The organism is Wenjunlia tyrosinilytica (assembly GCF_014646055.1).
In the GTDB taxonomy this organism is placed as follows: domain Bacteria; phylum Actinomycetota; class Actinomycetes; order Streptomycetales; family Streptomycetaceae; genus Wenjunlia; species Wenjunlia tyrosinilytica.
In genome coordinates, this window is the sequence record NZ_BMMS01000014.1 from 14,486 (window position 1) to 40,020 (window position 25,535).

26 protein-coding genes are annotated in these 25,535 nt (G+C 70.2%); 8 read left to right on the plus strand and 18 right to left on the minus strand.

Annotated features, from left to right (window positions below; genetic code table 11):
• Window position 1 precedes the first annotated feature (1 nt).
• Window positions 2-487 carry an SRPBCC family protein gene (locus IEY86_RS16965; RefSeq protein ID WP_189132559.1) on the plus strand — a complete coding sequence of 162 codons (486 nt, stop codon included), beginning with the start codon at window positions 2-4 and terminating at the stop codon, window positions 485-487.
• 40 nt (window positions 488-527) lie between these two features.
• A complete protein-coding gene (locus tag IEY86_RS16970; protein WP_189132560.1) occupies window positions 528-860 on the plus strand; it encodes a TcmI family type II polyketide cyclase in 333 nt (110 codons plus the stop codon).
• 172 nt (window positions 861-1,032) lie between these two features.
• Here the strand turns inward: IEY86_RS16970 and IEY86_RS16975 are convergent, their stop codons facing one another.
• The 8 genes from IEY86_RS16975 to IEY86_RS17010 form a co-directional block, all read right to left on the minus strand.
• On the minus strand, window positions 1,033-2,076 hold the full coding sequence (locus tag IEY86_RS16975) for a methyltransferase (protein WP_229698502.1): 1,044 nt from the start codon (window positions 2,074-2,076) through the stop codon (window positions 1,033-1,035).
• 82 nt (window positions 2,077-2,158) lie between these two features.
• Window positions 2,159-3,232: a right-handed parallel beta-helix repeat-containing protein gene (locus IEY86_RS16980; RefSeq protein WP_189132561.1), complete on the minus strand. Its 1,074-nt coding sequence runs from the start codon at window positions 3,230-3,232 to the stop codon at window positions 2,159-2,161.
• A gap of 526 nt (window positions 3,233-3,758) precedes the next feature.
• Complete coding sequence (locus IEY86_RS16985; protein ID WP_229698530.1) at window positions 3,759-4,709, minus strand: ABC transporter ATP-binding protein; 951 nt, start codon at window positions 4,707-4,709, stop codon at window positions 3,759-3,761.
• Between the two features lie 118 nt (window positions 4,710-4,827).
• A complete protein-coding gene (locus tag IEY86_RS16990; protein WP_189132726.1) occupies window positions 4,828-5,592 on the minus strand; it encodes an ABC transporter permease in 765 nt (254 codons plus the stop codon).
• A 67-nt stretch (window positions 5,593-5,659) separates the two neighbouring features.
• The gene (locus IEY86_RS16995) at window positions 5,660-6,460 is read right to left on the minus strand and encodes an ABC transporter permease (protein WP_189132562.1); all 801 of its coding nucleotides are present in this window, start codon (window positions 6,458-6,460) and stop codon (window positions 5,660-5,662) included.
• Window positions 6,461-6,576: 116 nt separating this feature from the next.
• Window positions 6,577-7,728, minus strand: a complete 1,152-nt coding sequence (locus IEY86_RS17000) for an amidohydrolase family protein (RefSeq protein ID WP_373287047.1) — start codon at window positions 7,726-7,728, stop codon at window positions 6,577-6,579.
• Window positions 7,725-9,071, minus strand: a complete 1,347-nt coding sequence (locus IEY86_RS17005; protein ID WP_189132727.1) for a type I glutamate--ammonia ligase — start codon at window positions 9,069-9,071, stop codon at window positions 7,725-7,727. The genes IEY86_RS17000 and IEY86_RS17005 overlap by 4 nt, the downstream gene beginning before the upstream one ends.
• Before the next feature lie 136 nt (window positions 9,072-9,207).
• Window positions 9,208-10,161, minus strand: a complete 954-nt coding sequence (locus tag IEY86_RS17010) for a hypothetical protein (protein ID WP_189132564.1) — start codon at window positions 10,159-10,161, stop codon at window positions 9,208-9,210.
• Between the two features lie 199 nt (window positions 10,162-10,360).
• Between IEY86_RS17010 and IEY86_RS17015 the strand changes: the two genes are divergently transcribed.
• Together IEY86_RS17015 and IEY86_RS17020 are read left to right on the plus strand one after the other, a co-directional pair.
• Window positions 10,361-10,966, plus strand: coding sequence for a TetR/AcrR family transcriptional regulator (locus tag IEY86_RS17015; RefSeq protein WP_189132565.1), 606 nt, complete (start codon window positions 10,361-10,363; stop codon window positions 10,964-10,966).
• 151 nt (window positions 10,967-11,117) lie between these two features.
• Complete coding sequence (locus IEY86_RS17020) at window positions 11,118-11,312, plus strand: hypothetical protein (protein WP_189132566.1); 195 nt, start codon at window positions 11,118-11,120, stop codon at window positions 11,310-11,312.
• Window positions 11,313-11,361: 49 nt separating this feature from the next.
• Here IEY86_RS17020 and IEY86_RS17025 read toward each other — a convergent pair whose 3' ends face one another.
• The 4 genes from IEY86_RS17025 to IEY86_RS17040 form a co-directional block, all read right to left on the minus strand.
• A complete protein-coding gene (locus tag IEY86_RS17025; RefSeq protein ID WP_189132567.1) occupies window positions 11,362-12,321 on the minus strand; it encodes an aldo/keto reductase in 960 nt (319 codons plus the stop codon).
• Window positions 12,322-12,421: 100 nt separating this feature from the next.
• Window positions 12,422-13,393 carry an SPFH domain-containing protein gene (locus IEY86_RS17030; protein WP_189132568.1) on the minus strand — a complete coding sequence of 324 codons (972 nt, stop codon included), beginning with the start codon at window positions 13,391-13,393 and terminating at the stop codon, window positions 12,422-12,424.
• A 124-nt stretch (window positions 13,394-13,517) separates the two neighbouring features.
• Window positions 13,518-14,591 carry a serine/threonine-protein kinase gene (locus tag IEY86_RS17035; protein ID WP_229698504.1) on the minus strand — a complete coding sequence of 358 codons (1,074 nt, stop codon included), beginning with the start codon at window positions 14,589-14,591 and terminating at the stop codon, window positions 13,518-13,520.
• Window positions 14,592-14,720: 129 nt separating this feature from the next.
• Entirely contained in the window at window positions 14,721-15,866 is a 1,146-nt protein-coding gene (locus IEY86_RS17040) for a hypothetical protein (RefSeq protein WP_189132569.1), read from the minus strand.
• A 462-nt stretch (window positions 15,867-16,328) separates the two neighbouring features.
• On the opposite strand from IEY86_RS17040, the gene IEY86_RS17045 reads away from it, so the two are divergent.
• Entirely contained in the window at window positions 16,329-16,967 is a 639-nt protein-coding gene (locus IEY86_RS17045) for a TetR/AcrR family transcriptional regulator (RefSeq protein ID WP_189132570.1), read from the plus strand.
• Window positions 16,968-17,173: 206 nt separating this feature from the next.
• On the opposite strand, the gene IEY86_RS17050 is transcribed toward IEY86_RS17045, so the two are convergent.
• Complete coding sequence (locus IEY86_RS17050) at window positions 17,174-17,806, minus strand: TMEM175 family protein (RefSeq protein ID WP_189132571.1); 633 nt, start codon at window positions 17,804-17,806, stop codon at window positions 17,174-17,176.
• A 169-nt stretch (window positions 17,807-17,975) separates the two neighbouring features.
• Here IEY86_RS17050 and IEY86_RS17055 point away from each other — a divergent pair, with 169 nt between their 5' ends.
• A complete protein-coding gene (locus IEY86_RS17055) occupies window positions 17,976-19,421 on the plus strand; it encodes an MFS transporter (protein ID WP_373287043.1) in 1,446 nt (481 codons plus the stop codon).
• Window positions 19,418-19,930: a MarR family winged helix-turn-helix transcriptional regulator gene (locus IEY86_RS17060; RefSeq protein ID WP_189132572.1), complete on the plus strand. Its 513-nt coding sequence runs from the start codon at window positions 19,418-19,420 to the stop codon at window positions 19,928-19,930. The genes IEY86_RS17055 and IEY86_RS17060 overlap by 4 nt, the downstream gene beginning before the upstream one ends.
• A 269-nt stretch (window positions 19,931-20,199) precedes the next feature.
• Here IEY86_RS17060 and IEY86_RS17065 read toward each other — a convergent pair whose 3' ends face one another.
• From IEY86_RS17065 to IEY86_RS17080, 4 genes are all read right to left on the minus strand, one after another.
• A complete protein-coding gene (locus tag IEY86_RS17065) occupies window positions 20,200-20,685 on the minus strand; it encodes a hypothetical protein (protein ID WP_229698505.1) in 486 nt (161 codons plus the stop codon).
• 238 nt (window positions 20,686-20,923) lie between these two features.
• Window positions 20,924-21,451: an ATP-binding protein gene (locus IEY86_RS17070; RefSeq protein WP_229698506.1), complete on the minus strand. Its 528-nt coding sequence runs from the start codon at window positions 21,449-21,451 to the stop codon at window positions 20,924-20,926.
• Between the two features lie 301 nt (window positions 21,452-21,752).
• The gene (locus IEY86_RS17075; protein WP_189132731.1) at window positions 21,753-22,676 is read right to left on the minus strand and encodes a MurR/RpiR family transcriptional regulator; all 924 of its coding nucleotides are present in this window, start codon (window positions 22,674-22,676) and stop codon (window positions 21,753-21,755) included.
• Window positions 22,677-23,029: 353 nt separating this feature from the next.
• Complete coding sequence (locus tag IEY86_RS17080; RefSeq protein ID WP_189132573.1) at window positions 23,030-23,569, minus strand: MarR family winged helix-turn-helix transcriptional regulator; 540 nt, start codon at window positions 23,567-23,569, stop codon at window positions 23,030-23,032.
• Between the two features lie 209 nt (window positions 23,570-23,778).
• Between IEY86_RS17080 and IEY86_RS17085 the strand changes: the two genes are divergently transcribed.
• A complete protein-coding gene (locus IEY86_RS17085; RefSeq protein ID WP_189132574.1) occupies window positions 23,779-24,000 on the plus strand; it encodes a hypothetical protein in 222 nt (73 codons plus the stop codon).
• A gap of 205 nt (window positions 24,001-24,205) precedes the next feature.
• Here the strand turns inward: IEY86_RS17085 and IEY86_RS17090 are convergent, their stop codons facing one another.
• Window positions 24,206-25,426, minus strand: coding sequence for a saccharopine dehydrogenase family protein (locus IEY86_RS17090; RefSeq protein WP_189132575.1), 1,221 nt, complete (start codon window positions 25,424-25,426; stop codon window positions 24,206-24,208).
• Window positions 25,427-25,535 lie beyond the last annotated feature (109 nt).

A 25,535-nucleotide genomic window follows, 5' to 3' on the forward strand; every position in this document is an offset into this window, starting at 1 on the left:
GATGTCCGGACACACCGAGAACGAGATCGTCATCGCCGCGCCGCTGGACCTGGTCTGGGACATGACCAACGACCTCGAGGGCTGGCCCGAACTGTTCAGCGAGTACGCCTCCGTGGAGATCCTCAAACGTGAGGGCGACCGGACGACGTTCCGTCTGACCATGCACCCGGACGACAACGGCAAGGTGTGGAGCTGGGTGTCCGAGCGCGAGGCCGTGCGCGACATGCTCACCGTGTGGGCCCGCCGCGTCGAGCCGGGGCCCTTCGAGTACATGGACATCAAGTGGGAGTACGAGGAGGTCCCGGAGGGCACCAGGATGCGCTGGGTCCAGGACTTCCGGATGCGCCCGGAGGCGCCGGTCGACACCGACGGCATGACCGTGCACATCAACCGCAACTCCAAGGTCCAGATGGAGCTCATCCGGGACAAGGTCGAGCAGCGGGCACGCGAGGGCGGCCAGCGTAGGAGCCCGGCCGTACCCAACTGACCCGTCCCCGTCAGGCCCCGACCAGGAAGGTAGGTGGCGTATGCACCGCGCTCTGATCGTCGCCCGTATGAAACCGCAGTCCACGGACGACATCGCCGAGATCTTCGCGGCCTCCGATCGCGGCGAGCTGCCGCACCTGATCGGGGTCACGGGCCGCAGCCTGTTCCACTTCGGCGACGACCTGTATCTGCACCTGATCGAGGCGGACCAGCCGCCCGGTCCCGCGGTGGCGAGGCTGGCCCGCCACCCGGAGTTCCAGGAGGTCAGCGACAGGCTGTCCGCATATGTGCGGGCCTACGACCCGCAGACGTGGCGGGAGCCGAAGGACGCCATGGCCCGTGAGTTCTACCGGTGGGAGCGCGACGGGGCGTGACTCGCGGCCCTTGCTCGGCCCTGGCAGGCACGACGCGGGGCACGGCGTGGGCCACGCACGGCGCACGCGAGACGGCCGCCGCCGGCACCCGGGAGGGTGCCGGCGGCGGCCGTCCCAGTCGTTGTCCTTTGTCTCAGCCGTTTCTCGGGGGACAGCGTCGGTGTGCTCGCCGTCAGTGGTCGTTGTCCGGGGGGACCATGCTGTCGAACGCGTGCAGGTAGGCATTGACGGGACGTACGTCGCCGACCAGCAGACCCGCCTGGGTCATCCGGGTGATCAGACTCTCCTTGGAGTGCTTCCTGCCCCCGACGTTGAGGAGCAGCAGCAGATCCATGGCCGTGGTGAACTTCATCGACGGGCTGTCGTCGACGAGGTTCTCGATGACCACGACCCGGGCGCCCGGGCGAGCGGCCGCCACCACGTTGTTGAGTGTCCTGCGTGTGCTGTCGTCGTCCCACTCCAGGACGTTCTTGATGACGTACATGTCGGCATGGACGGGAACCTTGTCGCGGCAGTCGCCGGGGACGAGGTGGACCCGTGGGGCGAGCGGCCCGCCGTCCCGCAGTCTGGGATCCGCGTTCGCCACCACCTTGGGCAGGTCGAGCAGGGATCCGCGCAGCGTGGGGTACTTCTCCAGAAGGCCGGCGAGTACATGGCCCTGGCCGCCCCCGATGTCGACGACGGTCGAGACTCCCGTGAGGTCGAGGAACTCGGCGATGTCCAGCGCGGACTGCATGCTCGACTGGGTCATGGCCTTGTCGAACACCCGGGCGGACTCGATGGCGTCGTCGTGGAGGTAGTCGAAGAAGTCCTTGCCGTACAGGTCGTGGAAGACATGCGTACCGGCCCGGACCGCCTCGTCCAGGCGCGGCCAGGCGTCCCAGGTCCACGGCTCCGTGCACCACAGGGTGATGTAGCGCAGGCTGTCGGGGGTGTCCTCGGCGAGCAGCCGGGACATCTCCGTGTGCGTGTACCGGTCGTCCTCGGTCATGGCGAAGACCCCGTAGCAGGTCAGGGCACGCATCAGGCGGTCCAGTGACCGCGGATCGCTGTTCACCGCCGCCGCCAGTTCCTTGGCGGTCGCGGGGGTCTCGCCGAGGGCGTCGGCGACTCCGAGCCTGGCCGCGGCGCGCAGGGCCGCCGCGCCCGCGGCACCGAACACCAGCTCACGCAGCCGCATCGCCGCCTGCATGGAAGGGATGGGTGTGGTGGTCATGGCGCCACCTTTCTCCTGGTGAAGTGTTGCCGTGCCGGCGCGGACCGGGAGCGTTCACGCCCCTCGCGCATTGCCAATCGGGTCAGCACTGGCCGGCCTCCTTGGAGACCCAGCACAGGTTTCCGCCGAAGGTGTTGCCGGTCCCCGTGTCCAGGTGGGCGATGTCGACGGGACCATTGCCCAGGACGACGTTGTCCTTGACGCTGTTGCCGACGTTGACCGGGCCCACGAAGCTGTGGAAGAGCACGATGCCGCCGGACAGGGGGGATTCACCGACGTTGCCGCGCACCCGGTTCGCCGTCACGACGGAGTCCTCGGCGCCGGTGAGGAGGATTCCGGTGCCCTGGATGTAGTCCAGGCGGGGGGTCTTCGGGCAGAACTTGTTGTTCGCGATCACCTGGTTGCGTCGGATGGTGATCTTGCCGGAGGCGGGCTTGTTCTCGTCGCTCACCACGAACATGCCGCCGCAGTTGCCCGTCATCAGGTTGTGCTCGACCGTGGCGTTCCTGGCCCGGCGGATCACGACGCCGATCCGGTTGCCCGACAGGCGGTTGCCCCTGATCACGGCGCCCTTGGTGTCGATGGCCCCGCCCTCGTGCGCGATCGAGTTCGCGATGAAGATGCCCGCCTGGCCGTTGTCGCGCGCGATGTTGCCACGCAGGTCGGGGCGGGTCGACTTCTCCTGGCTGAAGCCGTAGTAGCCGTTGTCGCGCATCACCACGTCGCTGACGCGCATCCGGTCGGTCTCCGAGCCGGCGATCCCGTTCCTCTCGAAGCCGGAGACGGTCAGGGACTCGACGGCCGCACGGCTGACGTCGGCCTTGTCCGTGCCGGTGACGCAGATACCGTTGCCGCCCTTCGCGCAGGCGTTCGCGGACGCGAGCGGTGAGTCCTTCGGCGGCGGGGAGACCACGGTCTTCGGGCCGGACCCGCGCAGGGTCACCCGGGAAACGGTGATCTCGACGCTCTCCCGGTAGGTGCCGGGCAGCACCACCACCGTGTCTCCGGGCTTCGCGGCATCGACCGCTTTCTGGATCGATTCCCCCGGGTGGACCACATGGCGCTGCGCGGCGGCGTGGGCCGGTGGCGCGGCGCCCAGGCTCAGCAGCACTACTGCGGTGGCGCCCGCGAGGCACGGAAGCTGACGTGGCGGCATGTGCCGTTACCTGCCTTCCCAAGAAGCCGGCGCAGCGCTCGCTCGAGCGGTCGGCCGGATCGGAGTCCCTCGGCGGTACTCTGCGCAACGTGTCGGCTGCGAGCCGTGGCCGCCGACTTGAAGCTATGGGCGATCACCACCTCCCGCCACTTGTGATCCGCCGCTCGATGGATACGCACCACACGTTCGAAAAGCGGTTACGCGTTCGGGTGAGTCGCATCGAGTGGGGCCCGCACCGGGTGATGATTGAAGTGCTGCGCGCACCGCACAGCCGCTCTGATCGGGGCCCGTCATCCGGCCACCGCGCCGTCCCTGCGCCGCACCCCGGAAGGAACGGTGGAGTTCGAGCTCTGCACCGACACCCTCGCCGACGCGCAGGACTGCCTGCGTATGGGCGGCAGGTCGCAGGGGCCACGGGGTGGCGGGGTGAGCCGTACGGGGGTGGTGTCCCGAGTCCTGAGTCCTGAGTCCTGAGTCCTGAGTCCTGAGTCCTGAGTCCTGAGTCCTGGTCCGGGCCTCGTCGCGCCTACAGCGCCGACCGGTCGGCGTACATCCGGGCGATGACGTCCTCGATGGCCGGTTCCCGGACCGAGAGGTCGACCAGGGGGTATTCGGCGGCGATCTCGGCGACGAGCGGCGCGGCGCTCGCGGACGCGGGAAAGGCGAGCCACTGGCGGGGGCCCTCCACCCGGACGGCCCGCGCTCCCTCGACCTCGATGGGCGGCAGTTCCCTCTCCAGGTCCACCACCAGGGTCCTCTCGCTGCCGCCGTCGGCGTGCAGGGCGTCGAGCCCTCCGTCGTGGACGAGCCGTCCGTGGTCGATCACCATGACCCGTTCGCAGAGCTGCTCGATGTCGGTCAGGTCATGGGTGGTGAGGAGGACGGTCGTGCCCAGCTCCTCGTTGACCGTCCGCAGGAACTCCCGGACCTTCGCCTTGCTGACCACGTCGAGACCGATGGTCGGCTCGTCGAGATAGAGCACCTCGGGGTCGTGCAGCAGGGCCGCCGCGATGTCGCCGCGCATCCGCTGGCCCAGGGACAGCTGCCGGACCGGTACGTCCATCAGCGGCCCGAGGTCGAGCAGTTCGGTGCAGTGGTCCAGGTTCTGCCGGTAGCGGGCGTCGGGGATACGGTACATACGGCGCATCAGGTGGTAGCTGTCCCGCAGCGGCAGGTCCCACCAGAGTGTGGTGCGCTGTCCGAACACGACACCGATACGGCGGGCCAGCCTTGTGCGCTCGCGGGCCGGGTCGAGTCCGGCGACGGTCAGCCGTCCCGAGGTGGGGACGAGGATGCCGGTGAGCATCTTGATGGTGGTGGACTTCCCGGCTCCGTTGGGCCCGATGTACCCGACCATCTCACCGCGCGCCACGGAGAAGCTGATGCCGTCGACCGCCCGTACCTCGTGCTTGGTCCTGCGCAGCACACCCGCCTTGCGGCGCACGGTGAACGACTTGACCAGTCCGTCCAGCTCGATGAAGCCGCCCCGGGCGGCCGTGGCCCCGGCGCAGGCCGCTCGTCCGGCGGTCGCGGATGGCTCGGACGGGGTGGACGGTGTGGACGGCTCGGCGGTACCGGAGGACTCGATGGACACTTCAGCTCCCTGTGCTTCTGTAGCCGCGAAGCCCGGCGCGCCACGCCAGCGCCGCGACGGCGCAGGACAGAGCCGCCGCGACCGGTGACGCGAAGTCCATCAGCCGCGGCAGGGCGAGCGGATCGGGCCGGCCGAGGATGTACAGCGCGGGCATCCAGTTGACGAAGGCGAGCGGGACGAGGAAGGTCGCCCCCCGTACGAGGTCCTTGGCGAAGACCGTGGGTGGGAACTGCGTGAGGGTGTTCCCGCCGTAGATGAAGGCGTTCTGCACCTCGGCCGCGTCCGAGGCCCAGAACTGGAATGCCGCGCCCAGCACGAACAGCGACCCGAAGATCGCCGTACCGGACAGGATCATCAGCGGCACCATCAGCACCCGCCCGACGGTCCAGTCCACCTCGATGACGGTGAACGACCACCCCAGTACCACCGCGGTCTGCGAGATCCTGCCCACCCGCCGCAGCGCGAAACGGTCGGCCGCGACCTGCGCGAACACCGGGACCGGCCGGACCAGCAGGGTGTCGAACGAGCCGTCGCGCACCCGCTGTCCGAGCTTGTCGGTGTTGCCGATCAGCAGGTCCGCCAGCCCCAGGGCGACCCCTGACGTGCCGTAGAGGAACGCCACCTCGCCCAGGCTGAAGCCCCCGAGGTGCGGTGTGTGCGCGAACATCAGCATGATGGCGGCGAAGTCCAGCCCGGAGCCGAGGAACTGGCCGATCGTGAGCATGATGAACGAGGCCCGGTAGGCCATCGTCGAGCGCACCCACATCCAGGCGATGATCAGATAGGCGCGCACCCCGTCGGCCAGACGCGAGCCCTCGACGGCCCGTAGGTCCTCAGCCACCCTGGACCACCACCTTCCTGGTGGCGAACATCCCCACCAGCCGCCCGGCCGCCAGCAACGCCGCCGCCCATCCCGCCTGGAAGGCCAGCGCTTGGGCGAGGCCGCCGCCGGTGTGCCTGCCCAGCAGCACGTCCACCGGGATCTGCAGCATCGCCGACCAGGGCAGCACCCGGGCCACATCCCCGAGCCGGCCGGGGAACAGCGCCAGCGGCAGCAGCATCCCCGAGAAGAAGATGCCCGCCAGCGCGGTGATCTGCTGGATCCCACTGGCGTCCAACAGCCAGAAGCTCGTGAGCGCCACGAGATAGCGGATCGCGAAGCTCACCACCACGCCCAGCGCCACCGACAGCAGGAAGAACAGCCAGGTGACGGGGGAGTCCGGAAGCGTCAGCGGGAAGAAGAACGCGGCCGCCGCCGTCGGGGCGACACCCCTGCCCAGCAGGTGGAAGGCAGCCCGCCCCAGATCGCTCGCCAGCCACCACAGCTGGAGGTCGGCCGGGCGGTACAGGTCGATGGCCACGTCACCCTTGCGGATGCGCTCGGCGAGTTCCTGCTCGAATCCGCCGCCCAGGATCGAGGACGCCGCGAGCAGTGACTGTCCCATCCAGACAAAGGTGACCGCCTGCGCCACCCCGTAGCCGCCCAGGTGCGGCCGCTCGTCCCACAGGGCCATGTACGTGTAGGCCATCACAAAGCCGAAGACGGTGTTGGTGAACACTCCGGCGGCGGTCGCGACCCGGTACGTCGCGTAGCGGCGAAAGCCCAGCGCCGCCACGACCGCGTACAGCCCCATGAGCCCTCCCCCTCGCCCGCCGGACCCCCGATGCGCCTCTTCGGCGAAAACCGCAGAAGCCTAGCGACCGGCGGCTGGGTGCGGCGAGAGGTTTTCCGCGATGTGCGCGGCGCCGTTCAGCCCGCGTGGAGGCCGTAGACGCGGCGTGCGGTGTCGGCGCAGATGAGCCGTGCCACCCGCCCGGCGTCCTCCGGCGACCAGGCGTCCTGTTCCACCCATCCGGACAGCAGCCGGGCGAGTGCGTCCCTGAACACCCGAGCCCCCACGAGATACAGCTCGGGGAGACCGATCGCGTCGGTGGAGAAGAGCACCTTGCCGAACGGTGCCAGCTCCAGCATCTCGGCCAGGACCGCCACCGCCCGGGCCCCGGTGTAGCCGAGCGCCAGACCCACATCGGCGTACACATGCGGGAAGACATGAGCCAGATAGGCGGCCGACCGGTGGTACGGGTAGCCGTGCAGCAGGATCACCGAGCACCCGGTGGAGCGCACCTCATGGAGGAAGTCGGTCAGCAGGAGGGGATCGCACCGGTGCAGGCGCAGGTCGGGATCGCCGAAGCCGGTGTGCACCTGGAGCGGCAGCCCGGTCTCGGCGGCGGACCACATCAGATGGCTCAGCAGGACGGGATCGCTCACCCTGCGGGCCCGGTCCGTGCTGCCACGCTCGGCGAGCCAGCGCTCGGCCGCCTCGTGCACATCCCTCGGATGCGGAGGGCCGGGCGGCAGGTCGAGGCCGTAGCGGTAGGCGGCCACCGACTTGAAGCCCGCGGCGGTGGTGGTGGCGGCCTCGATCGCGTCGCCGAGGTCGGCGAGGAGGTCCCGGGCGCTCGGCGAGGTGTCGGCGGTCCGCTCCGCCAGTTGCTCCAGTCGTACGATGTCGCGCGCCGGCGCGCCGGCGAGCGTTTCGAGTTTCTGCCGAGGGGTGAGATCCGCCGCCGGCCCGGTGTCGACGAGGAAGCGTGCGATTCCGCTGGCCCTCAGCAGCCGCCTGGTGCTCTCCTCCCAGCCGAGTTCACGTCGGCGGGCGAGGTACCGCTCGGGCGGGCAGTGCGGCTCCAGCCCCAGTGGCTCCGGACACCAGCGGCGCACCGCGAAGCCGAGCTGGCTGTCGAAGAAGGTCGTGCCCGGCGCTGCGGGGACGTCCGACTCCGTCAGATACGACTCGAACGCCTCCGGATCGAGGTCGCGACGGGCCACACCGTGACAGTGATGGTCCACCAGGGAGGGAAACTCCGGTAGGAAGGGGAGCTCCGGAAGGGCCACCTTCAGTACCGCCCCCGCGTGGCGGCCGCGACCTCTTGCGGCGGGACGTCCTCGAAGAGCTCGGCCTCCGCCCGGCGCACGGCGGCGACGGCCTCGAACAGGGGCTCGCCGAGCGCTTCGCGCAGCACCGCCGAACGTTCGAAATGCTGGGACGACTCCTGCGGGGAGGTGGGCAGCCGGGGGTGAGCCCCCTGCTCGGCGGGGTCGCCGCTCACGGGCTCGGGCAGGCGCAGGGAGTCGTCGATCCCGGCCAGCCCGGCGGCGATGACCGAGCCGACCACGAGATAGGGGTTGGCCGCTCCGTCGAAGCACTTGACCTCGGCGTTGGCCGCTGCGGGGTCCTGCGGCGACCCCGTGATGAACCGCAGCGCCGCCTCCCGGTTCTCCAGCCCCCAGCACTGGAACGCTCCAGCCCACCGGGAAGGCTCCAGCCGCAGATGGCTGGCGGGGGAGGGTGCGCCGATCGCGAGGAGCGCGGGGAGTTCCCTGAGCACTCCGGCCAGAAACGCCTCGCAGGTCGAGGCCATGCCGAACGGTCCGTCACCGCCCTGGCACAGGTTCCGGTCCTCCTGCCACGGGCTCAGATGCAGATGGCGCCCGTTGCCGACGGCTCCCGGTTCCACGACGGGAGCGAACAGCGCCACCAGACCGTGCCGTGCGGAGACGGCCCGGATGGTCTCGCGGACGAGTACGGCCAGATCCGCCGCGCCGACCGGATCGGCGGCCGCCGTGGACACCTCGAACTGGCCCCGCGCGTACTCCGGATGGAGCTGAAGGACATCGACCTGCTCGGCGAGGAGGGCGTCGCGCACCTCGCCGAGGTAGGCGGACAGCTCGACCAGGCGGGCCATTCCGTAGGCCGGACCGGTGCCGGGACAGCGCAGGTCCGGCCCCTCGGTGTCGGCGCGGGCGACCACCCACTCCGTCTCGAACCCCATCCGCAGCCGAAGGCCCCGCGCCGCCGCCCGTTCGGTCATCCGCGCGGCGAACAGGCGCTGGCACACGGGATACGGCTCGTCCGTCTGGTAGCACCGGTCCACCGGCGCCCACGCCCACCCCGGCTGCGCCGCCAGCACCGTCAGCCGGTCGAGATCCGGGAACAGCCGCAGATCCCCGTCGGGGCCGCCGACATGACGGCTCGTCGTCATGGAGTCGTCCACGAGGTACACATCGAAGACCGGGGACATCCCGACACCCCACCGTGCGGTGTGTGCCAGCCGTCCGGTCGGAACAGTCTTCACCCGGGTGATTCCGGCGTTGTCCACCCAGGTGAGCGCGATGCCGTGGACGCCCTCGGCGGTGAGCCGGTCGGCCTCCGCGGCGGCCCGCCGCTCCGCCTGATCCCGCATCCGCGCCTTCGCCTGCGCCTGCAAGGCCCCACCTCCGCCGCACGGGGCGACTCCGGAACGCCATAAGGACAGCGCCGAGTGTAGCGAAGCGGCGGCAGGCGCTACGGAAGCACACCCCCGGCGCATCACCCGGGGATCAGCCCGCCGACGGCTGCGGAGGGTGAGCCGGTGCCGCCGCCGGGGTGTCGGGAGGAAGGGCGAGGCTCCTGGCGAGCAGCGAGACCAGGGCACCACGACGGACCACCAGCGCCCACAGCAGCACTGCCGCGATGAGCGGTCCCGCGATCCAGCCCGTCAGATGGACCAGCGCTCCCGCGGTGAGGGCGGCGACGAGCGCCGCGCCCACCGAGCCGAGGACGAGCCCGGTCACGGCCAGCGGCCCCGGACCGTCCACTCCGGCCTCGTCCAGCCCCTGTTGGTGAAAGCGGCTCATCACGGTGAGCATCAGCGGGATCATGACGACGCCCATCCCGTAGAGGGTCAGGGCGACCGGCGAGGTGAGCCAGTCGCGCACATGCTCCGGCCCGGATCGCAGCGCCCAGTGCTCGAAGCCGGCCTTGTCGCGCGAGAAGAAGCGCTGGTAGCCACGCCCGTCCCAGCCGTGCACCAGGATGAAGAACATGCCGAAGTAACCTGCCATCATCTGCAGCAGTGCCCAGCGCACATGTCCGCGGCGGATCAGCCACTGCGTGACGAGGAAGCCGACGAGGCCCTGTGTGGTGTTGGTGGCGGCGAACGCGGCCACCAGCCACGCGGGCATCGAGGCGTCACCGACCTGCATGGTCTCCCAGCTGGGGAACCCCCACAGCAGCCAGACGCCGCTCGGCGCGAAGACGGCGGCGCAGAAGAGCACGGCGCCGCACAGGTAGGGGTTGGCCAGCAGAGCCCCGGGCCCCTCCTCCGCGTCGGCTGCCATTCCTTTGGTGGTGCCCTTGGCGGTGCCCTTGGTGGTGCTCTCGGCGATGGCCTCGGCGATGCCCTGGGCCGTGCCCTTGGCGCTCAGTGCCGCTCGCCGACCGATCTGATGGGCCGCCGCGACGGCGAATCCCGCGCCGATCCCGTACGCCCAGAACACGTCCACCTGGACCATCTCGTCGCCTCCCAGAAAGAGCTGAATGACGTGTCATTCTGTTTTCGTGCGATGCTCGGAGGCAAGGGATGCGGCAGATGTGGAATGCCGTGTTCCGTTGGTGAGCGGGCCGCCGCTCCCCCGACCGGCCGGGGGAGCGGGCTCCCTATACTTCGCACATCTGCCGTATCTGCCGACGGGACGAGAGAAGGCCCAGTTCATGGCCCGGGAGGACCTGGTCGAACAGCGGCGGCGTGACATCACGCTGGCGGCGTTCAAGGTGTTCGCGCAGCGGGGCTACCACGAGACGGGGATCGCCGACATCGCCCGCGAACTCGGCGTGGGGCACGGGACGTTCTACCGGTACTTCGCCAACAAGCGCGACATCGTCGCCCGAGTGGTGGACATGGCCGTCGAGCGGATCGCCGAGGTGGTGGCTTCGGAGAGCCCGGAACTGGCGCAGACGGTCGAGGAGTACCGGGCGCAGGTCGAGCGCATCGGCCGGGCGCTGTTCGACCTGTTCATCGACGACCCTCAGCTCGCCCGGATCTTCTTCTTCGAGTCCGCGGGCGTGGACCGCGAGTTGAGCGAGCACATGCTGGAGACGAACGAGGTCTTCGGTGCCGTGACCGAACGCTACCTGGAGAACGGTGTCTCGAAGGGCTTCCTGCGGGCGGACCTGGACATCCCCGTCACCGCGCGGGCGATCAACGGCATGATCTTCGCGGGTGCGCTGGCCGCGTTCCGCTCGGGCAGTCCCGCTTCCGTCCGGGACCGGTGGTCGAGGGCCGTGGCCGATCTCATCATCGGCGGCGCCCGAGCCTGAAGGCGTCGGCGCACGGCTCGGATGCGGTTCGGATGCTTTTCGAGTGCGGTTCGAGGCGCGGCCGAGCGGGGCGTGGCTACGTGAGAGCCGGACGGATCGACTCCGCCACGAGGTGACTCCGCGTGGCCGCCCCCGACAACTGGAGCAAGGGATGCCCCTTCGAACCGTTGCCCGGTTACGTGGACGGGCCGCAGTGCTCTTCGGCTACACGGCGAGCCGGGACAGGCACCCCCTGGTCGCCGTGGCCATGGTGGTGCCGATAGCGGTGCTCTTCGGCCTGATCTTCGGCGGCTGGCAGGAGGTCACCTCCCAGGCGTCGTTCATCGCCCGGGTGATGGGGCGGTGACGTCTCACGCGCCGACCTCTCGCGCGCCGACCTCTCGCGCGGTGACCGTTCATGCCCAGGGCAGCTCGGATCGGTGGGCCCAGTAGGCGGTGGGCGGTTCGGCGGATCCGGCCAGCCGGGCCAGTTGGTCCTCGGTGAGCCGCACCCGCGTTGCCTGAAGGTTCGAGGCCAGTTGCTCGGTGGTGGCCGCGCCGGACAGGACGGTGTGGGCCCAGGGCTGGTGGAGCGCGGCGGCGAGTGCCACCGCGTCCGGGGAGACCTGTGTCTCGTGGGCGACCGCGGCGAATGCGGTGCCGGGATCCCCTTGCACCAGCCTGCCGTTGGCCAGGGCCTCCTTGACGATGACCCTGCGGCCCGCGGCGTGCGCCTCGGCGAGGGCGTCGCCCGCGGAGGGCTCCAGCACATTCCAGGTCGTCTGCACACTGAGGATCAGGGGTTCGCCGTCGACCTCCAGTTCCAGGGCGGCGCGGATCGCGTCGGCCTGGCGGGGGCCGCTGGTGGACATGCCCACGGTCACCCCGTCGGCGGCGAGCGCGGCGAGTCGGCGCTGGAGGGCGGTGTCGGAGAACAGGGGACTGTCGGGAGTGACGGAGTGGACCTGGTACAGGCTCAGCCAGTTGCCGAGCAGACGGCGTGTCTGCTCCAGCTGCCGCTCGAATGCCTCGGTGCTGTGCTCCTTGACCTCATGGGTCTCGGCGTCCATCGCCCAGTCGGCGGTGTAGGTGTAGCCCCATTTGCTGCTCACGGTGAGGTCGTGGATGTCGTCGCGCCCGTTGAGCCAGTCCGCGAGGAACTCCTCCGCGCGCCCGTAGGAGCGGGCGGTGTCGATGGAGCGGATGCCCCATGAGTACGCGGAGTCGAGCAGCTCATGGGTGATGCGGCGCATCGTGTCCACCGAGCGCTCGGCCGGCAGGTCGCGGTCGCGGCCGACGTTGATGTAGGCGGGGCGGCCCACCGCGGCCAGGCCCAGGCCGATGCGTGCGGTTCCCGGGTCCGGTTGTGTGGCCATGTTCGGGCTGGACCTTCCGATGAGGGGGCGGGACGGCTCGACGGTACTGCGCCCATGGCGCGGACACCGGCAGACCGGCCGCGCCACCCCGCCCCTCGGGTCAGTTCTGCGCAATGCCCGGGATCTCCGCGCCGTCAACCGTCTCGGGCTTCCCGGCAGCCACCGGCGGCTCCACGACGGCCTCGAGCGCTGTTACGGCTGCCTCCGGGGCCACGGCGGGCTCCGCCTGATCCACTACGGCTGCCTCCGGCGTCACGGCGGGCTCCGCCTGCTCCACGGCCTTGCCCCGTGTGGGGGCGGCGGCAGCGGCAGAATCGTTCCCTCCCGCACGCTCGAAGAAGCGCAGCAGCTCCACCGGGAACGGCATCACGAGCGTCGAGTTCTTCTCCGCCGCGACCTCCACCACCGTCTGCAGCAGGCGCAACTGCAACGCGCCGGGGGTGTCGGCCATGATGGCCGAGGCGTCCGCGAGCTTCGCCGCCGCCTGGAACTCACCGTCCGCCGTGATCACTCGAGCACGCCGCTCACGCTCCGCCTCCGCCTGCCGCGACATCGACCGCTTCATCGAGTCGGGAAGCTGAACGTCCTTGATCTCCACACGCTCGATCTCGATGCCCCAGCCCACGGCTGGGCTGTCGATCATCAGCTCCAGCCCTTTGTGCAACTCCTCGCGGTTGGAGAGCAGATCGTCCAGCTCGCTCTTGCCGATGATCGACCGCAGGGACGTCTGAGCCACCTGCTCGACGGCGAACACGTAGTTCTGCACCTCGATGGCGGCCTTGAGCGGGTCCACCACGCGGAAGTACACCACCGCGTCCACCTGGACCGAGACATTGTCGCGGGTGATGCCCTCCTGCGTCGGCACGGGCATCGTGACGATCTGGACATTGACCTTCTTGAGCCGGTCCACGAGGGGTACCAGGAGGGTCAGGCCGGGCTCGCGCGGTGTCGGACGGGCCCGGCCGAAGCGGAAGACGACCCCGCGCTCGATCTGGTTGACCACGCGCACCCCGCCCAGGAGCATCCAGCCCGCGAGGGCCCCCAGGATTCCGATCAGTACATACCCCGCCATGCCGTGCCCCGTCCCGTGCTCGCTCGACGAGTGGATCGCCCGGGCGCTCACCGCTGTTCGGCCGCCTCCGCGCGCATCCACAGAAACGGCTCGCACGCTACGCCGCAAACGCGCAAAGGCGTGGTCAAAGTTCTGCGGACCAGTGCGCGGGGGACGAGGCCGTTCGCATCTCGGGCGTGTGGGGGAGGGCGACGGTGGTGAAGGTCATCATCGACCCCAGCACCCCGGCCAGCGCGGCGGCGGCCGAGGCGACGGCGATACGAGTGCCTCGCCGACCGTCCTCTCGTCCGGCCGGTCGCGGCGCCGGTCCCGGCTGCCGGCGCGGCTGCCGGCGCGGCTGACGGTGCCGGTGCCGGGCCTCACCGGCCGAGCCGAATCCCTCCGCCACGGACTCCAGCACGCGGGCGCAGGCACCGGCGTCCGGGCGGTCGTCCGGGTCCATCGCCGTCATCTGCTCCAGCATCGCGGCCAGCTCGGCGGGCAGCGCCTGAGGAATGCGAGGGGAGCGGTGCAGACGGGCGACCGCGGCCTCCACGGGAATCCCCGAGTACTCGATCCGTGCCGTCAGGCACTCCAGCAGAACGAGACCGAGGGCGTAGACGTCGGCGGACGGCTGGGCCGCCTGGCCGAGGATCTGCTCGGGAGCGAGATAGGGGGCGGTGCCGACGAGTTCGCCGGGGCCGGTCACGGCTGTGGCGTCCACCGTGCGGGAGATGCCGAAGTCCGTGATGTAAGGGCGGCCCTCGCCGTCGAGCAGGATGTTCGACGGCTTGATGTCGCGGTGCACGACGCCTTCGGTGTGCACATACGCGAGGGTGCGGGCCAGGTGGGCACCGAGACGCGACACCTCGTGCGGGGTGAGGGCCCTCTCGCAGATGCGGTGGCGCAGGGTGGGGCCGTCCACCAGCTGCATGACCAGGTACGCGAGGCCCTCGTGGCGCCCGGCGTCGTACACGGTCACCACGCCGGGGTGGTGCAGACCGGCGAGCAGGACGGCCTCGCCGATGAACCGGTCGCCCGGGTGGTCCTCGGCCCCCGTCCGGAAACCCTTGACCGCCACGGTGCGGCCGAGGCGCAGATCCGTCGCGCGGTGGACATCGGCCGCCCCGCCGTAGCCGATCAGTGCCTCCAGGCGGTACCGATCGGCCAGAACGTCGCCGATCGAAACAGTCGCTCCGTACACCTGCTGGACCGTCATCTGCACTCCCCGCGGACGCCGCCGCGCCCGGCCTCGGGCCCGGACCCGTACAGGCCGCGCCTACCCGGCGGTCGGCCATACATCCATACGCAATCGCGGGCCCGTTTGTTCGCCGGACGACAGCCCGGTTCAGGAGTGGCAGACGACCTGGATCGGGCCCGCCGCGTGGTGGGCGTAGGTGCTCCTGCCACCGGTCCAGTCGCGGCCGCGGTCGAGCAGCACCACGGCCATACGGCCATGCCTCACCGGCCATGTGCCGACGTGCACGACACGGCCGCGGTTGGCCACCTGATCGACCTCGAACCCGTCGTCCTTGGCGGGATCCCCGTTGAGCACCACGTAGTGTGTGGGGCTCCCCGCGACATCACCGCCGTCGTGGCTGCTGGGGATGTACACCGAGACGGAGCAGTCCTTGGCCCTGCCGCCCACGTGCCACCACCAGAAGACCCGGCCGGAGTGGTCGTAGGTGGAACTGCCCGACATCGGGACGGCCGTGAAGCTGCCGTCGCAGGTCCCGCCCCGGAAACCGCCGCGGCTGGCGGTGTACCAGCCGCGGTGGTCGTCGCTGTAGCGGCCGCGCTCGTAGTACCCGACGCCGTCGGAGTCCGCACAGCCAGGGCCGGCCCATGCCGCGTAGACAACGTTGTCCTCGGGACGGGGCGCGGGCGGCTTCGGCCTGTTCTTCGAGGGGTGGGGCCGGGGCTTGGCGGGCCGGGATTCATGGGCGGGTTGCGCGCCGGTCCGGGAAGCGGAATTCGGCTTCAATTCGATCGGGTCGGGGGGAGAGAAGACCGGTGGGAGTTCGGGGGTCCTATTGACACTCTCTTCATAACGTGCTTCTGCGGTGTCGTCGGAAGTCCAGGCACGGACGGACGCCACTCCCGTTCCGCACAGCAGCAGTCCCACCGCCATGAAGGAGGCGGCCTTCCAAGTGCCGGGAACGCACGTCCAGCGGCGGTGCGCCATTTCCCTGACAGTTGGTGAGAAAGCGGAATCACCCACCGGGGAGGTCGGCTTGGGCGGCCCGGCGTACATTCGATCGAACTCCGCCAGGTCGTGAATGGTCGAAGTCCACGGACTGACCACGTCCACCGCCGAGCCGGTGCCGGACCCGCGGTCGGGCGCGGCGGCTTCCCGGCCCTGGTCCTTCGGGTCGTTCGCTCCCGTGCCGCCCGCCGACTGCCTCATGGCGAACAGGACCCGGTGGGACGCCTTGGGCTTCGCGTGGTGCGCGGGGCGGTCCTCGTCGCAGGTGCAGGCCCTTCCCTCAGCCATGTTTCCCCGGCATGCACGGAAGTGCTGACCCATCATTGCCTTTCCTTCCTTGTGCAGTCCGGTGATGGGTGCACAGTGGCCCGGCACGCCATCCCCGTTGATGCGGCCCCCACTATGCATGACGGACATCACACGAGACAGGTGTTACCGCGGGTTGGATTTACAGGAACGAAGCGGGCCGGTGCGAGGAGGGCCGACCTGAACATCACGTGCCGACCGGTCGGTTCGGCTCCGTAGTCGGGCGACTACGGTCCGGAGCAGCCGAACTCCCGATCGGCTCGGGGGATTCCGGGCATGGCCGCCCCGGATACCGGCCGAGCGGCCAACAGCGGTGGCCCTTTTGCGAATTGAGGCCGTGGGCGGGGTTCGCAATGGCGAGACGCATTTGGTAGCCGATGCTGAACTCCCTGCGTTCTTATGGTAATAGTTTGCGCCATGTGTTAAGGCGCGGAAGGGGAGGTCGTGTCCACAGACCGCAGATGGGAACAGCGGCAGGCAACTCAGCGGCGGCGCGACGAACTCCTGGCCGCGGCCGACCGTGTGGTACTGCGTGAAGGTCCGGGGGCCTCGATGAATGCCATAGCCGCGGAAGCGGGCATCTCGAAGCCGATCTTCTACCGCCACTTCGGCGGCAAGGGCGCCCTGTACCGGGCCATCGCCCAACGGCACACCGACGCCGTGCTGGACAAGTGCCGCACGGCACTCGACTCGGTGTGGGACCGCCGCGACTGCGTCGAGGCCACCCTCGACGCCTATCTGACCGCGATCGAGGCGCACCCCCAGATGTACCGCTTCCTCATGCACCCGGAGGAGGCGGAAGGCGACGCGGACTCACTCGCCGTCGACCACTCGCATGTCGCCCCGCTCCTGCATCTGCTCGGGGAGGAACTCGCCGTCGTGATCTCGGAACGCCTCGAACTGGGCCGGGACGGCGAACTGGTGGGCCGGGTCTGGGGCCATGGCATCGTCGGCATGATGCACGCGGCGGGCGACTGGTGGCTGGTGCAGCGCCCCTGCGAGCGCGCGGACCTGGTCAGGCACCTCGCGGATCTGCTCTGGGGGCAGTTGAAGCTCATCGAGGACAAGGCCCGCGGGGTGTAGGCGTCAGGCCGTGTTGCCCGGGCGGCGATCGGCGGGCGGCGCGCAGGCCGCCGTACCACCCGGCCCCGTTGGCGATTGTGAGGAACGGCCTCGCCGTCGGGCCGGACACGGCGTTCGGCAAACCTCACCGCGGTCGTGCGGAAGGCCCAGCCGCCGTCGTGGACGAGTAGTCGTGGACGAGTATTGGTCGAATTCGCACAGTGCCATCATGCCGCGCTCCGCGACGCACCCGCCTGCGGGTCCTTGGTGGGGACGGGCAACTGGTTGAACCCGTAGTAGACGGCCAGCACCCCGTGCACCGCGAGAGTGAGCGGAGCGGACACGAACGACAGCCCGACGGTGATCGGGTACACGACCGACCCCAGGGCGAACCGCAGACGGGTGGCCCGGGCGCCGGGAACGTCCACGCGCTCGTCGAAGAGGTGCCCGGTCCGGGTGACCCACCACCACAGCGCCTGGAACGTCGCCGCGTGCGCCACCATGAAGCCGCTGTAGACCGCTGCCGCGACATGCGAGGCCTTGTCCTCGCGCAGGTACTCGGCCAGCAGCGCCGTCGGCCACGGCAGTGCGGCCACCACCATCAGGAGAAGGAGGTTGATGAAGAGCAGCCCTCGGTCGACCCTCGCGATGAATCCGAAGACGGTGTGGTGGTTGGCCCACATGATGCCGATGACGATGAAGGACACGGCATACGCGGCGTACGAGGGCCACTGGTGCCCGAGCGCCGCCCACAGGTCGTCACCCGCGCCCGGGGGGACCTTGATCTCCAGGACGAGCAGCGTGATCGCGATGGCGAAAACCCCGTCGCTGAACGCCTCGACCCGGCCGGAATCACTCATGCTCTCCCCCTGAGATGTGCTGCCGGGCGGCATCGTGCCACAGCGGCACGGCCGGGGCGTGACACGACGCGGGAATGTGCTCGTTCGCCCCGGGAATTGGTTGGACAGATGTAACCGTTGTAGTTGTAGAAGGAAGTGTGGGAGTGGGAGTCGGCGTAAGGAGCCTCGAGTGACTCAGCTCGGCGCGGGGCGGCGGATGCTCGTCCTGGCGATCTGCTGTATGAGCCTGTTCATCGTCGGGCTCGACAACACGATCGTGAACATCGCGCTCCCGGACATCCAGCGCGATCTGCATGCCTCCGTCTCCGGGCTTCAGTGGACCATCGACGCCTACACCGTCGTCCTGGCCGGCCTGCTGATGCTGTCCGGATCGACGGGCGACCGAGTCGGCCGCCGCCGAACCTTCCAAACGGGGCTGGCGCTGTTCACCCTGGGCTCGCTGCTGTGCAGCCTCGCCCCGACCCTGAGCTGGCTCATCGCCGCCAGGGCCCTGCAGGCCGTGGGCGGCTCCATGCTCAATCCGGTCGCGATGTCGATCATCACCAACACCTTCACCGATCCACGGGAGCGGGCTCGCGCGATAGGTGTCTGGGGCGGGGTCATCGGTATCAGCATGGCGCTCGGGCCGATCCTCGGCGGCGCCCTGGTCGGCGCCGTCGGCTGGCAGGCGATCTTCTGGATCAACATCCCGGTGGGCATCGCCGCACTGGTCCTGGCCGGCCGCTTCGTCCCCGAGTCCCGCGCGCCCCACCCGCGACGCCCCGACCCCGTCGGTCAGGTGCTGGTCATGGTGATCCTGGTGTCCCTCACCTACGGAATCATCGGTGGCCCCGAGGCCGGATGGGCATCGTCCCGGACACTCGGGTGCTTCGCCCTCTCGGCCGCCGCCGTGGCCGCTCTGGTGTTCTACGAGCCCCGGCGCGCCGAACCGCTGATCGACCTGCGGTTCTTCCGCAGCGTCCCCTTCTCCGGCGCCACGCTCATAGCGGTGTGCGGCTTCGCCTCGCTGGCGGGCTTCCTTCTCCTCAACACCATCTATCTTCAGGACGTCCGAGGGCTCTCGGCCCTGCACGCCGGTCTCTACACGCTGCCGATGGCGGCGCTGACGCTGGTGTGCGCGCCCCTGTCCGGACGGATCGTCGGAGCCCGCGGTCCGCGCATTCCCCTGCTGGTCGCCGGTGTGGCGATGTCCTCCAGTGCGCTGCTCCTGACCGGGCTCTCCGCCGGCACTCCCATCTCCCGGCTGATGGCCGCCTATGTGCTGTTCGGCCTCGGCTTCGGCATGCTCAACGCGCCGATCACCAACACCGCTGTCTCCGGGATGCCCCGGGCGCAGGCGGGAGTGGCCGCGGCCATCGCCTCGACCAGCCGCCAGGTCGGCGGATCGCTGGGAGTCGCGGTGATCGGCTCGGCTGTCATCTCCTCGGTCCATGGCCCGCTGAGCACCGGATTCGCCGAGGCCAGCCGGGTCGGGTGGTGGATCGGTGTCGGATGCGGCGCCGCCGTGCTCCTGCTCGGTATCGTCACCACCGGCCGCTGGGCCAGGAGCACGGCGACCGATGCGGTCGCGCGGCTTTCCTCCGCATCTGCCAGGACACCGGTGAGCACCTCATGACGACACCACAGCCCATCACGGACGCCACCCGGGAAGCGGTCGACCGGATCTGGGCCGGGATGCGTTCCCTGGTGCTGAGCGACGACCGCCGGGGCGAGGTCAGTGAGGCGCTCGGCATGAGCTTCATCCGCAGCAAGGCCCTGCGCCGTCTGGTGGGCGGACCGCTGACCATGCGCGAACTCACCGAGAGGCTGTCGACCGACAAGCCGTACACCACTCTCGTCGTGGACGATCTGGAGCGGCGCGGACTGGTCGTCCGCAGCGTCCACCCCGACGACCGCCGCAGCAGGGTCGTCACCATCACCGAGGAGGGGGCGGCTGCCGCCGCCCGGGCCGAGGAGATCCTGGCTCGTCCGCCGGAGGCGATGCGGAGCCTGGCTCCGGAGGAGTTGGAGGCGCTCGACCGCATGGTGGGGAAGCTCGCCGAGGCGGCGCGGACCGCCGAGGGCACTCAAGGTGCTGGGGCCGCGCGAGCCTCGGGCGCCGGCCAGCGGCCGGGTACGGGCTGACCCCCGTCCGCCAGACCCTGTCCTTCACGGACGGGGACCAGTTGCCGCCCCACACCGACGGGGTCACCGAGGCCCGTGACCACCGGCGACAGTTTCCATCCGCTTCCCGAACGGGGCGCGCGGAGGCGCATGAGCCGCCCCGCACCGTGGCCGCCATGCACGACGAGCTGCCCCGGCATGTGGGGGGACCGGCTCCATGACGACGCGGCCCTGCCGCTGATCCGCAAGCCGCATTCGGTGGGGGCTCTGGTACGAGCCCCGTCACCCGTCTAGCGCACGGCCTGGACAGGCCGCACGGCCCGGAGCGGCTGCGCGGGCCGTACCGGCTGGACCGCCTGGGCGGGCCGTGCCGCCTGGGCGGGCTGGGCCGCCGACCGGGGACGGCGGGCGCTGTTGCCGTCGAGGAGCGCGTCGGTGACGAGCCGCACACCGCGGGCGATGTGGTTCAGCTGCTCCAGCTCGATGGCGTACAGGCGGATGGTGTTCTCGATGACCGTGTCGGAGGTGCCCATGGCCCGAAGTTCGGACCGGGCGGTCTGCATTCCCACGCGCAGGGCCCGGATCTCGTACTGGACCTGGAGCAGGGCGTGCCGGGCGAGGACGGAGTGGTGACGGGTGATCGTCGCGTAGCCCGAGTAGCGGGCCGGAAGGAGTTCCCGGAGCCACCGCGTGGCGGTGCGCTCCCAGTCGCGGGTCCCCGGGGCCTTGACCTGGCAAGGCCAGTCGGGACCGGTGTGGGAGAGGGTGAACGACATCTTGGTGGCCTCCGGGCCGGGTTGGGATCGGGTGCCGGCCCGCCGACAGGGGTGTGTGCGGCTCGGCCGTGGACCTGCGGCCGCTCCGCGGTGCGGCTTCGGGTGAGCGGGCTGCTTTTTATGGCGGCCCCGGCCTAGGGGAGAAGCCGGGGCCGCCAACGGCGTCCGAGGGTGACGGCTCGCCGCTTGAAACACCCCGGAACGATACGAGGAGGCTGTATCGTTCCCGGGCGTTCGATCAGGTGGGTCGTGGAGACCCGACGCGGTACTCGGCTCGCACACGAGTGCCGTGAGGCGGGGTGCTGATGTCCACCGAATGCGCCAGCGCGCGGACGATGTCGAGGCCCCGGCCGCATTCCCCTTCCTCGGGTCGCTCGAGCGCGGCGCGCGGCGGGCCGCCGTAGTCGGTGACCTGGATCTGCAGAGTGGGGCCCGACAGGACCAGGGTGACGGTCATGTCGTGGCGGCCGTGCCGGGCCGCGTTGGCGGCCAGCTCCCCCACGATCAGGACCGTGCGGTCCTGGTCGTCCTCGTCCATCCGCCAAGCGTCCAGGCAGGCGGCCGTGTGATGCCGGACGGTGGAGACATGGCGTTCGTGCGCCGGGAGCGTGATGGCCGCGTGACGCCGCATCGCCGGGGGCGCGTGACGGCGGTCGGTGAGCGGCACGGCCGGTGAGGTCAGAAGCGTGGTGTCCGAACGCCGCACCGGAGCCTGCCATGTCCCTTGGCCTGCGCCGCGCAAGGGGAGGAGGGGCTTGCTGTACATGGTGCGGATCGTCGGCTTCCGTGGGTGCGGACAGGCATCTGACGTGTGACTTCGGAGGTCTCCGGGGCCATCGCCGTCAGTATTTACACATTCTCTCTACCAATCAAGAGTATGAAAGGATTCATTCGTGTTCGGTTGGCGACCGTTATCTTCCGCTTGTGAGGGGGCTCTTGTAAGGGAGCTCTTGCGAGGGAGTTCTAAACCCGGCACGGCGAACGCGGCCCGTGAAGCGGGGTCGCCGAACAAGCGCGGACGGCGCGAAGCACGCTCAGGGGCGGGGAAGGCCGGTCCGCCGGAGGGGTCAGTCTCCCTGGAAGAAGTGGTGCTGCTCGGCCAACTGCTCGTAGGCCTCGAGCCGCGCCTGTGTGCGCTCGGGAACGGCGTCGGCCATCGCCTGCAGGAGCGTGGCGGCCAGCACCACCGGCGCGGCATAGGAGTCGAACACCAGCCGGGAACCGGTGCCGGTCGTGAACACCACATCGGCCTCGTCGGCCAGCGGCCCCAGCGGAACATCGGTGATGAGGGCGACCCGCAGTCCCACCGAGTGGGCGGTCCGCATCGCGTCCAGGGTTTCGTTGGCGTACCGGGGCATGGCGAAGGCGAGCACCCAGGTGCCGCCCGCTTCCCGTGACTGGAGCAGGGCGTCGTTCGCGATGCTGCCGCCGCGGGTCAGCACCCGCACATCCGGGTGGACCCGCTTGGCGGCGTAGGAGAAGTACTCCGCCAAGGACTCCGAGATCCGCAGGCCCAGCACGGTCAGGGGCACCGAGTGGGCCAGCTCGCGGCCGACCTCCAGCACGGTGGAGGGGTCGCCGAGCGCTCGGCGCAGGCTCTCCAGGTTCTCGATCTCGGCGTCGACGGCCGCCTGCAGCTCATTGCGCCGGATCTCCTCGTGCGTGTCCGGGGAACTGGCGACGGCGCTCAGCGCGATGGGGTGCAGGGCCTCTCGAAGGGCGGGGAATCCACTGAATCCCAGGGCGGCGGCGAAGCGTGTGACCGAGGGCTGGCTCACCCCGACACGCTCCGCCAGATCGGTGATCGACAGGAACGCCGCCTCGGTGAGGTGGTCCAGCAGGTACTGGGCGATGCGCCGCTGGGTGGGGGAGAGCCGATGGCCGTCGAACAGCGCGAGCAGCCGGGCCGTGGGAGGAGCCTCCGCTTCGTGGTGCCCCTTCCCCGCGTCGTCGGCAGCAGCCCGCTTGCCTGCTTGCGGCCCCGGTGCCACGACCACCCCTTCCTTCCTGCTCACGCTTCAACATATCCCAACACCGCGGCAGTGGTCCGAACCAGCGCGAGGTCGCCGCGCGGGAGCGCCGAGCGCGGTGTGGGCGGGCTTGAGCCCGATCCTGCACGGCCGATGGGTCCATGTACATGACTTCCTGAGCATTGTCCGCCAGGCCCCGAGCGCCGCGAGCGGTGAGCGCGGTGACGACAGCGGCCCACGGTCCGTCAGATGATCTCGATCGAACGGCGGCTCCGTCAAAGGGCATTGATCGCGCCGGGCTCGACCGGGGCGGTACGCGGGGCGGAACTCGCTGTCCGATGCGGTGCGGCGGCGTGCGGAACGACCGGGCGGGGTCAGGCCGACTGAATCGCGCTTCCCGGAGGAGACTGCCGACGCGCGGGGGAGGTCTCGTCGACGGCGGCCCGGAAACCGACCAGTCCCTCGACGAGTGCCCTGCGCGCGGAGGGCCGCATCCGGGAGATGGCGGCGAGCATCGCCTCCTCGCGACGGGCCCGCAGATCCGCGAGATGGCTCCTGCCCCGCTTGGTGAGCCGTAGTTCCAGCTCCCGCCGGCTGAGCGGGCTGGCGGCGCGTTCGATGAGGCCCAGCGCCTGGAGACGGTCGCACAGGCGGCTGACCGACGAGGGGGCCGATCCCAGCATCTCGCCCAGGGTGCGCAGGTTGATGCCCTCGTCGCGGTCCAGGATGTGCATCACCCGCAGCTGGGAAGTGGACACCGGCGCCGGTGAGGCGGCTTCGCGGCCCTGTTCCCACAGCACCTCGAGCAGCTCGATGACCTCGCAGGCGGCCTGTGACGCCCGGGATGCCTGGGATATCCGGGATGCCTGGGAAGGCGATGACCGCTGGTGAGAGGATGCCCGACTCACGCCCATGACTGTGCACTCCGATCAGCCGTGTCAGCCCGAGCCTCGCGACGTCGTGCGTGCGGCACGGACGCGGCACCGGCTCGGCGATTTCGCGGCGACCGCTGCCGACGTGCTCATGGCGGACTACGCGATGACCATACTCCAGCCGGGTGGACCTTCCTCCTCATAAGGGTGAGCCAGGGCTTGCCGCCGCGCCGGAGGGTAGGGGTGCCGGTATGAACAGGTCGAACGCCGGTGCGTCGGACAGCGACGAGTTGATCGCACGGATCGCGTCCGCGGTCCGCGAGGGGGACGACGCGCAGATCCGGCAGCACCTCGAACGATTCGCGAGGATCGCCGACACCGAATCCCTGCTCGCCCTGTACACGGAGCTGTCCTGGGACCTGCTGCCCCGGCCGCGTTCCATGGTGCCCAGGGCCCGCCGCCCATGTGAGTGACCGAAGGCGGCGATGAGCGAAGGGCCGCAGTGAGCGAAGGACCGCAGTGAGCGAAAGGCCGTGAGCGACCCGACCCGGCGACCCGACCCGGTGGGGTGACGCGGCCGCGTGACCCGGCGGCGGGGGCGGCACCCTGCCGCCGCGCCCCGCCCCCCGGGCCCGCCCCCGCCTCCCCCGGCTCACGGGTGCGAGTTCCCGCCGACGCCTACTGCTCGCGCATCCCCCAGGGCGAGCCGTACTCCGTCAGCAGGTCGAGGAACGGCCCGGGCGGCAGTGCCTCCGGCCCGAGCACCCCGCTGCCGGACCAGGCCCCCGAGGCCACCAGTTCGAGTGCGACCACCGGGTTGACGGCCGTCTGCCAGACCACCGCCTGGGAGCCGTACTCGCCCATCGACCACTGGTTGTCGACCACGTGGTAGAGGTACACCTCGCGCTCTCGGCCGTCCTTGGTGCCCTTCACCCAGGTCCCGGCGCAGGTCTTGCCGTGCATTCGGTCGCCGAGGGTGGCGGGGTCCGGCAGGCAGGCGGCGACCACATCGCGGGGGCAGACCCGGGCCGGGCCGGACTCACCGGCCACGGTGACCGGGTCGGTGCGGTCGAGTCCGAGCCTGTGCAGCGTCTTGAGGACCTCGATGAACTCGTTGCCCAGCCCGTACTTGAAGGTGACCCGCTTCGCGTCGACCCAGCGTGGAACGAGGAGCACCTCCTCGTGCTCGACATTGACGCACTCGACTGGGCCGATGCCCTCGGGGAAGTCGAAGACCTCCGGCTCGCTGAACGGGTCGGTGGTGTACCAGCCGCGGCCGGCCTCGTAGACCACGGGAGGGTTCAGGCACTCCTCGATGGTGGTCCAGATGCTGAACGACGGGGCGAAGTCGTAGCCGTCGACGGTCAGATCGGCGCCGTCGCGGATGCCGACCTCCTCGATCTCGTCGAAGAGTTCGTCGGCCGCGTACCGGGCGAACACGTCCGACAGGCCCGGCTCGACGCCCATGCCGACCAGGGCCAGGCGCCCTGCCTTCTCCCACTCGTCCGCCCGCTCGAACTGGGCGTCGCCGAGCTTGACTCCGGTCTTCTCGTAGGGGTGCTCCGGGTGCGGACAGGACAGCGACATGGCCATGTCGAGGTAGTGCGTGCCCGCCGCGTGGGCCGCGGTGAACAGTGGCAGCACGAAGCGGGGGTCGGTCGCGTTGAGCAGGACGTCGCAGCGGTGCTCGGCCAGCAGTGCTGTCACGGCCGCCTCGTCCGAGGCGTCGACCTGAGCGGCGGTGAAGCGGTCCGCGTCGCCACCGAGGGCGGCGACGGCCGCCTCGGCGCGAGCGGGATCGTAGTCGGCGACCACCATGTGATCGAAGAACGGACGGCGGGCCGCGATCCTGGTGATCGCCGTGCCCACTCCTCCTGCCCCCACCAGCAGGATCCGCATAAGAATGCACTCCTTCAGCGCCTGTCGGCGGCCCCGGGGACCGGGAGATGGATCCGTTCCCGACTGGTCCTTGTCCGACCCCGGCAGGCTGGGATGTGATAGTGGCAGG

What these genes read in the sequence shown, in the direction of transcription:
- IEY86_RS16965 (WP_189132559.1), top strand. Translation starts at nt 2, where the DNA reads ATGTCCGGACACACCGAGAACGAGATCGTCATCGCCGCGCCGCTGGAC.
- IEY86_RS16970 (WP_189132560.1), top strand. Translation starts at nt 528, where the DNA reads ATGCACCGCGCTCTGATCGTCGCCCGTATGAAACCGCAGTCCACGGAC.
- IEY86_RS16975 (WP_229698502.1), bottom strand. Translation starts at nt 2,076, where the DNA reads ATGACCACCACACCCATCCCTTCCATGCAGGCGGCGATGCGGCTGCGT.
- IEY86_RS16980 (WP_189132561.1), bottom strand. Translation starts at nt 3,232, where the DNA reads ATGCCGCCACGTCAGCTTCCGTGCCTCGCGGGCGCCACCGCAGTAGTG.
- IEY86_RS16990 (WP_189132726.1), bottom strand. Translation starts at nt 5,592, where the DNA reads ATGTGGGTGCGCTCGACGATGGCCTACCGGGCCTCGTTCATCATGCTC.
- IEY86_RS16995 (WP_189132562.1), bottom strand. Translation starts at nt 6,460, where the DNA reads ATGGGGCTGTACGCGGTCGTGGCGGCGCTGGGCTTTCGCCGCTACGCG.
- IEY86_RS17005 (WP_189132727.1), bottom strand. Translation starts at nt 9,071, where the DNA reads ATGCGGGATCAGGCGGAGCGGCGGGCCGCCGCGGAGGCCGACCGGCTC.
- IEY86_RS17010 (WP_189132564.1), bottom strand. Translation starts at nt 10,161, where the DNA reads ATGGTCCAGGTGGACGTGTTCTGGGCGTACGGGATCGGCGCGGGATTC.
- IEY86_RS17015 (WP_189132565.1), top strand. Translation starts at nt 10,361, where the DNA reads ATGGCCCGGGAGGACCTGGTCGAACAGCGGCGGCGTGACATCACGCTG.
- IEY86_RS17020 (WP_189132566.1), top strand. Translation starts at nt 11,118, where the DNA reads ATGCCCCTTCGAACCGTTGCCCGGTTACGTGGACGGGCCGCAGTGCTC.
- IEY86_RS17025 (WP_189132567.1), bottom strand. Translation starts at nt 12,321, where the DNA reads ATGGCCACACAACCGGACCCGGGAACCGCACGCATCGGCCTGGGCCTG.
- IEY86_RS17030 (WP_189132568.1), bottom strand. Translation starts at nt 13,393, where the DNA reads ATGGCGGGGTATGTACTGATCGGAATCCTGGGGGCCCTCGCGGGCTGG.
- IEY86_RS17035 (WP_229698504.1), bottom strand. Translation starts at nt 14,591, where the DNA reads ATGACGGTCCAGCAGGTGTACGGAGCGACTGTTTCGATCGGCGACGTT.
- IEY86_RS17040 (WP_189132569.1), bottom strand. Translation starts at nt 15,866, where the DNA reads ATGGCTGAGGGAAGGGCCTGCACCTGCGACGAGGACCGCCCCGCGCAC.
- IEY86_RS17050 (WP_189132571.1), bottom strand. Translation starts at nt 17,806, where the DNA reads ATGAGTGATTCCGGCCGGGTCGAGGCGTTCAGCGACGGGGTTTTCGCC.
- IEY86_RS17060 (WP_189132572.1), top strand. Translation starts at nt 19,418, where the DNA reads ATGACGACACCACAGCCCATCACGGACGCCACCCGGGAAGCGGTCGAC.
- IEY86_RS17065 (WP_229698505.1), bottom strand. Translation starts at nt 20,685, where the DNA reads ATGTCGTTCACCCTCTCCCACACCGGTCCCGACTGGCCTTGCCAGGTC.
- IEY86_RS17070 (WP_229698506.1), bottom strand. Translation starts at nt 21,451, where the DNA reads ATGTACAGCAAGCCCCTCCTCCCCTTGCGCGGCGCAGGCCAAGGGACA.
- IEY86_RS17080 (WP_189132573.1), bottom strand. Translation starts at nt 23,569, where the DNA reads ATGGGCGTGAGTCGGGCATCCTCTCACCAGCGGTCATCGCCTTCCCAG.
- IEY86_RS17085 (WP_189132574.1), top strand. Translation starts at nt 23,779, where the DNA reads ATGAACAGGTCGAACGCCGGTGCGTCGGACAGCGACGAGTTGATCGCA.
- IEY86_RS17090 (WP_189132575.1), bottom strand. Translation starts at nt 25,426, where the DNA reads ATGCGGATCCTGCTGGTGGGGGCAGGAGGAGTGGGCACGGCGATCACC.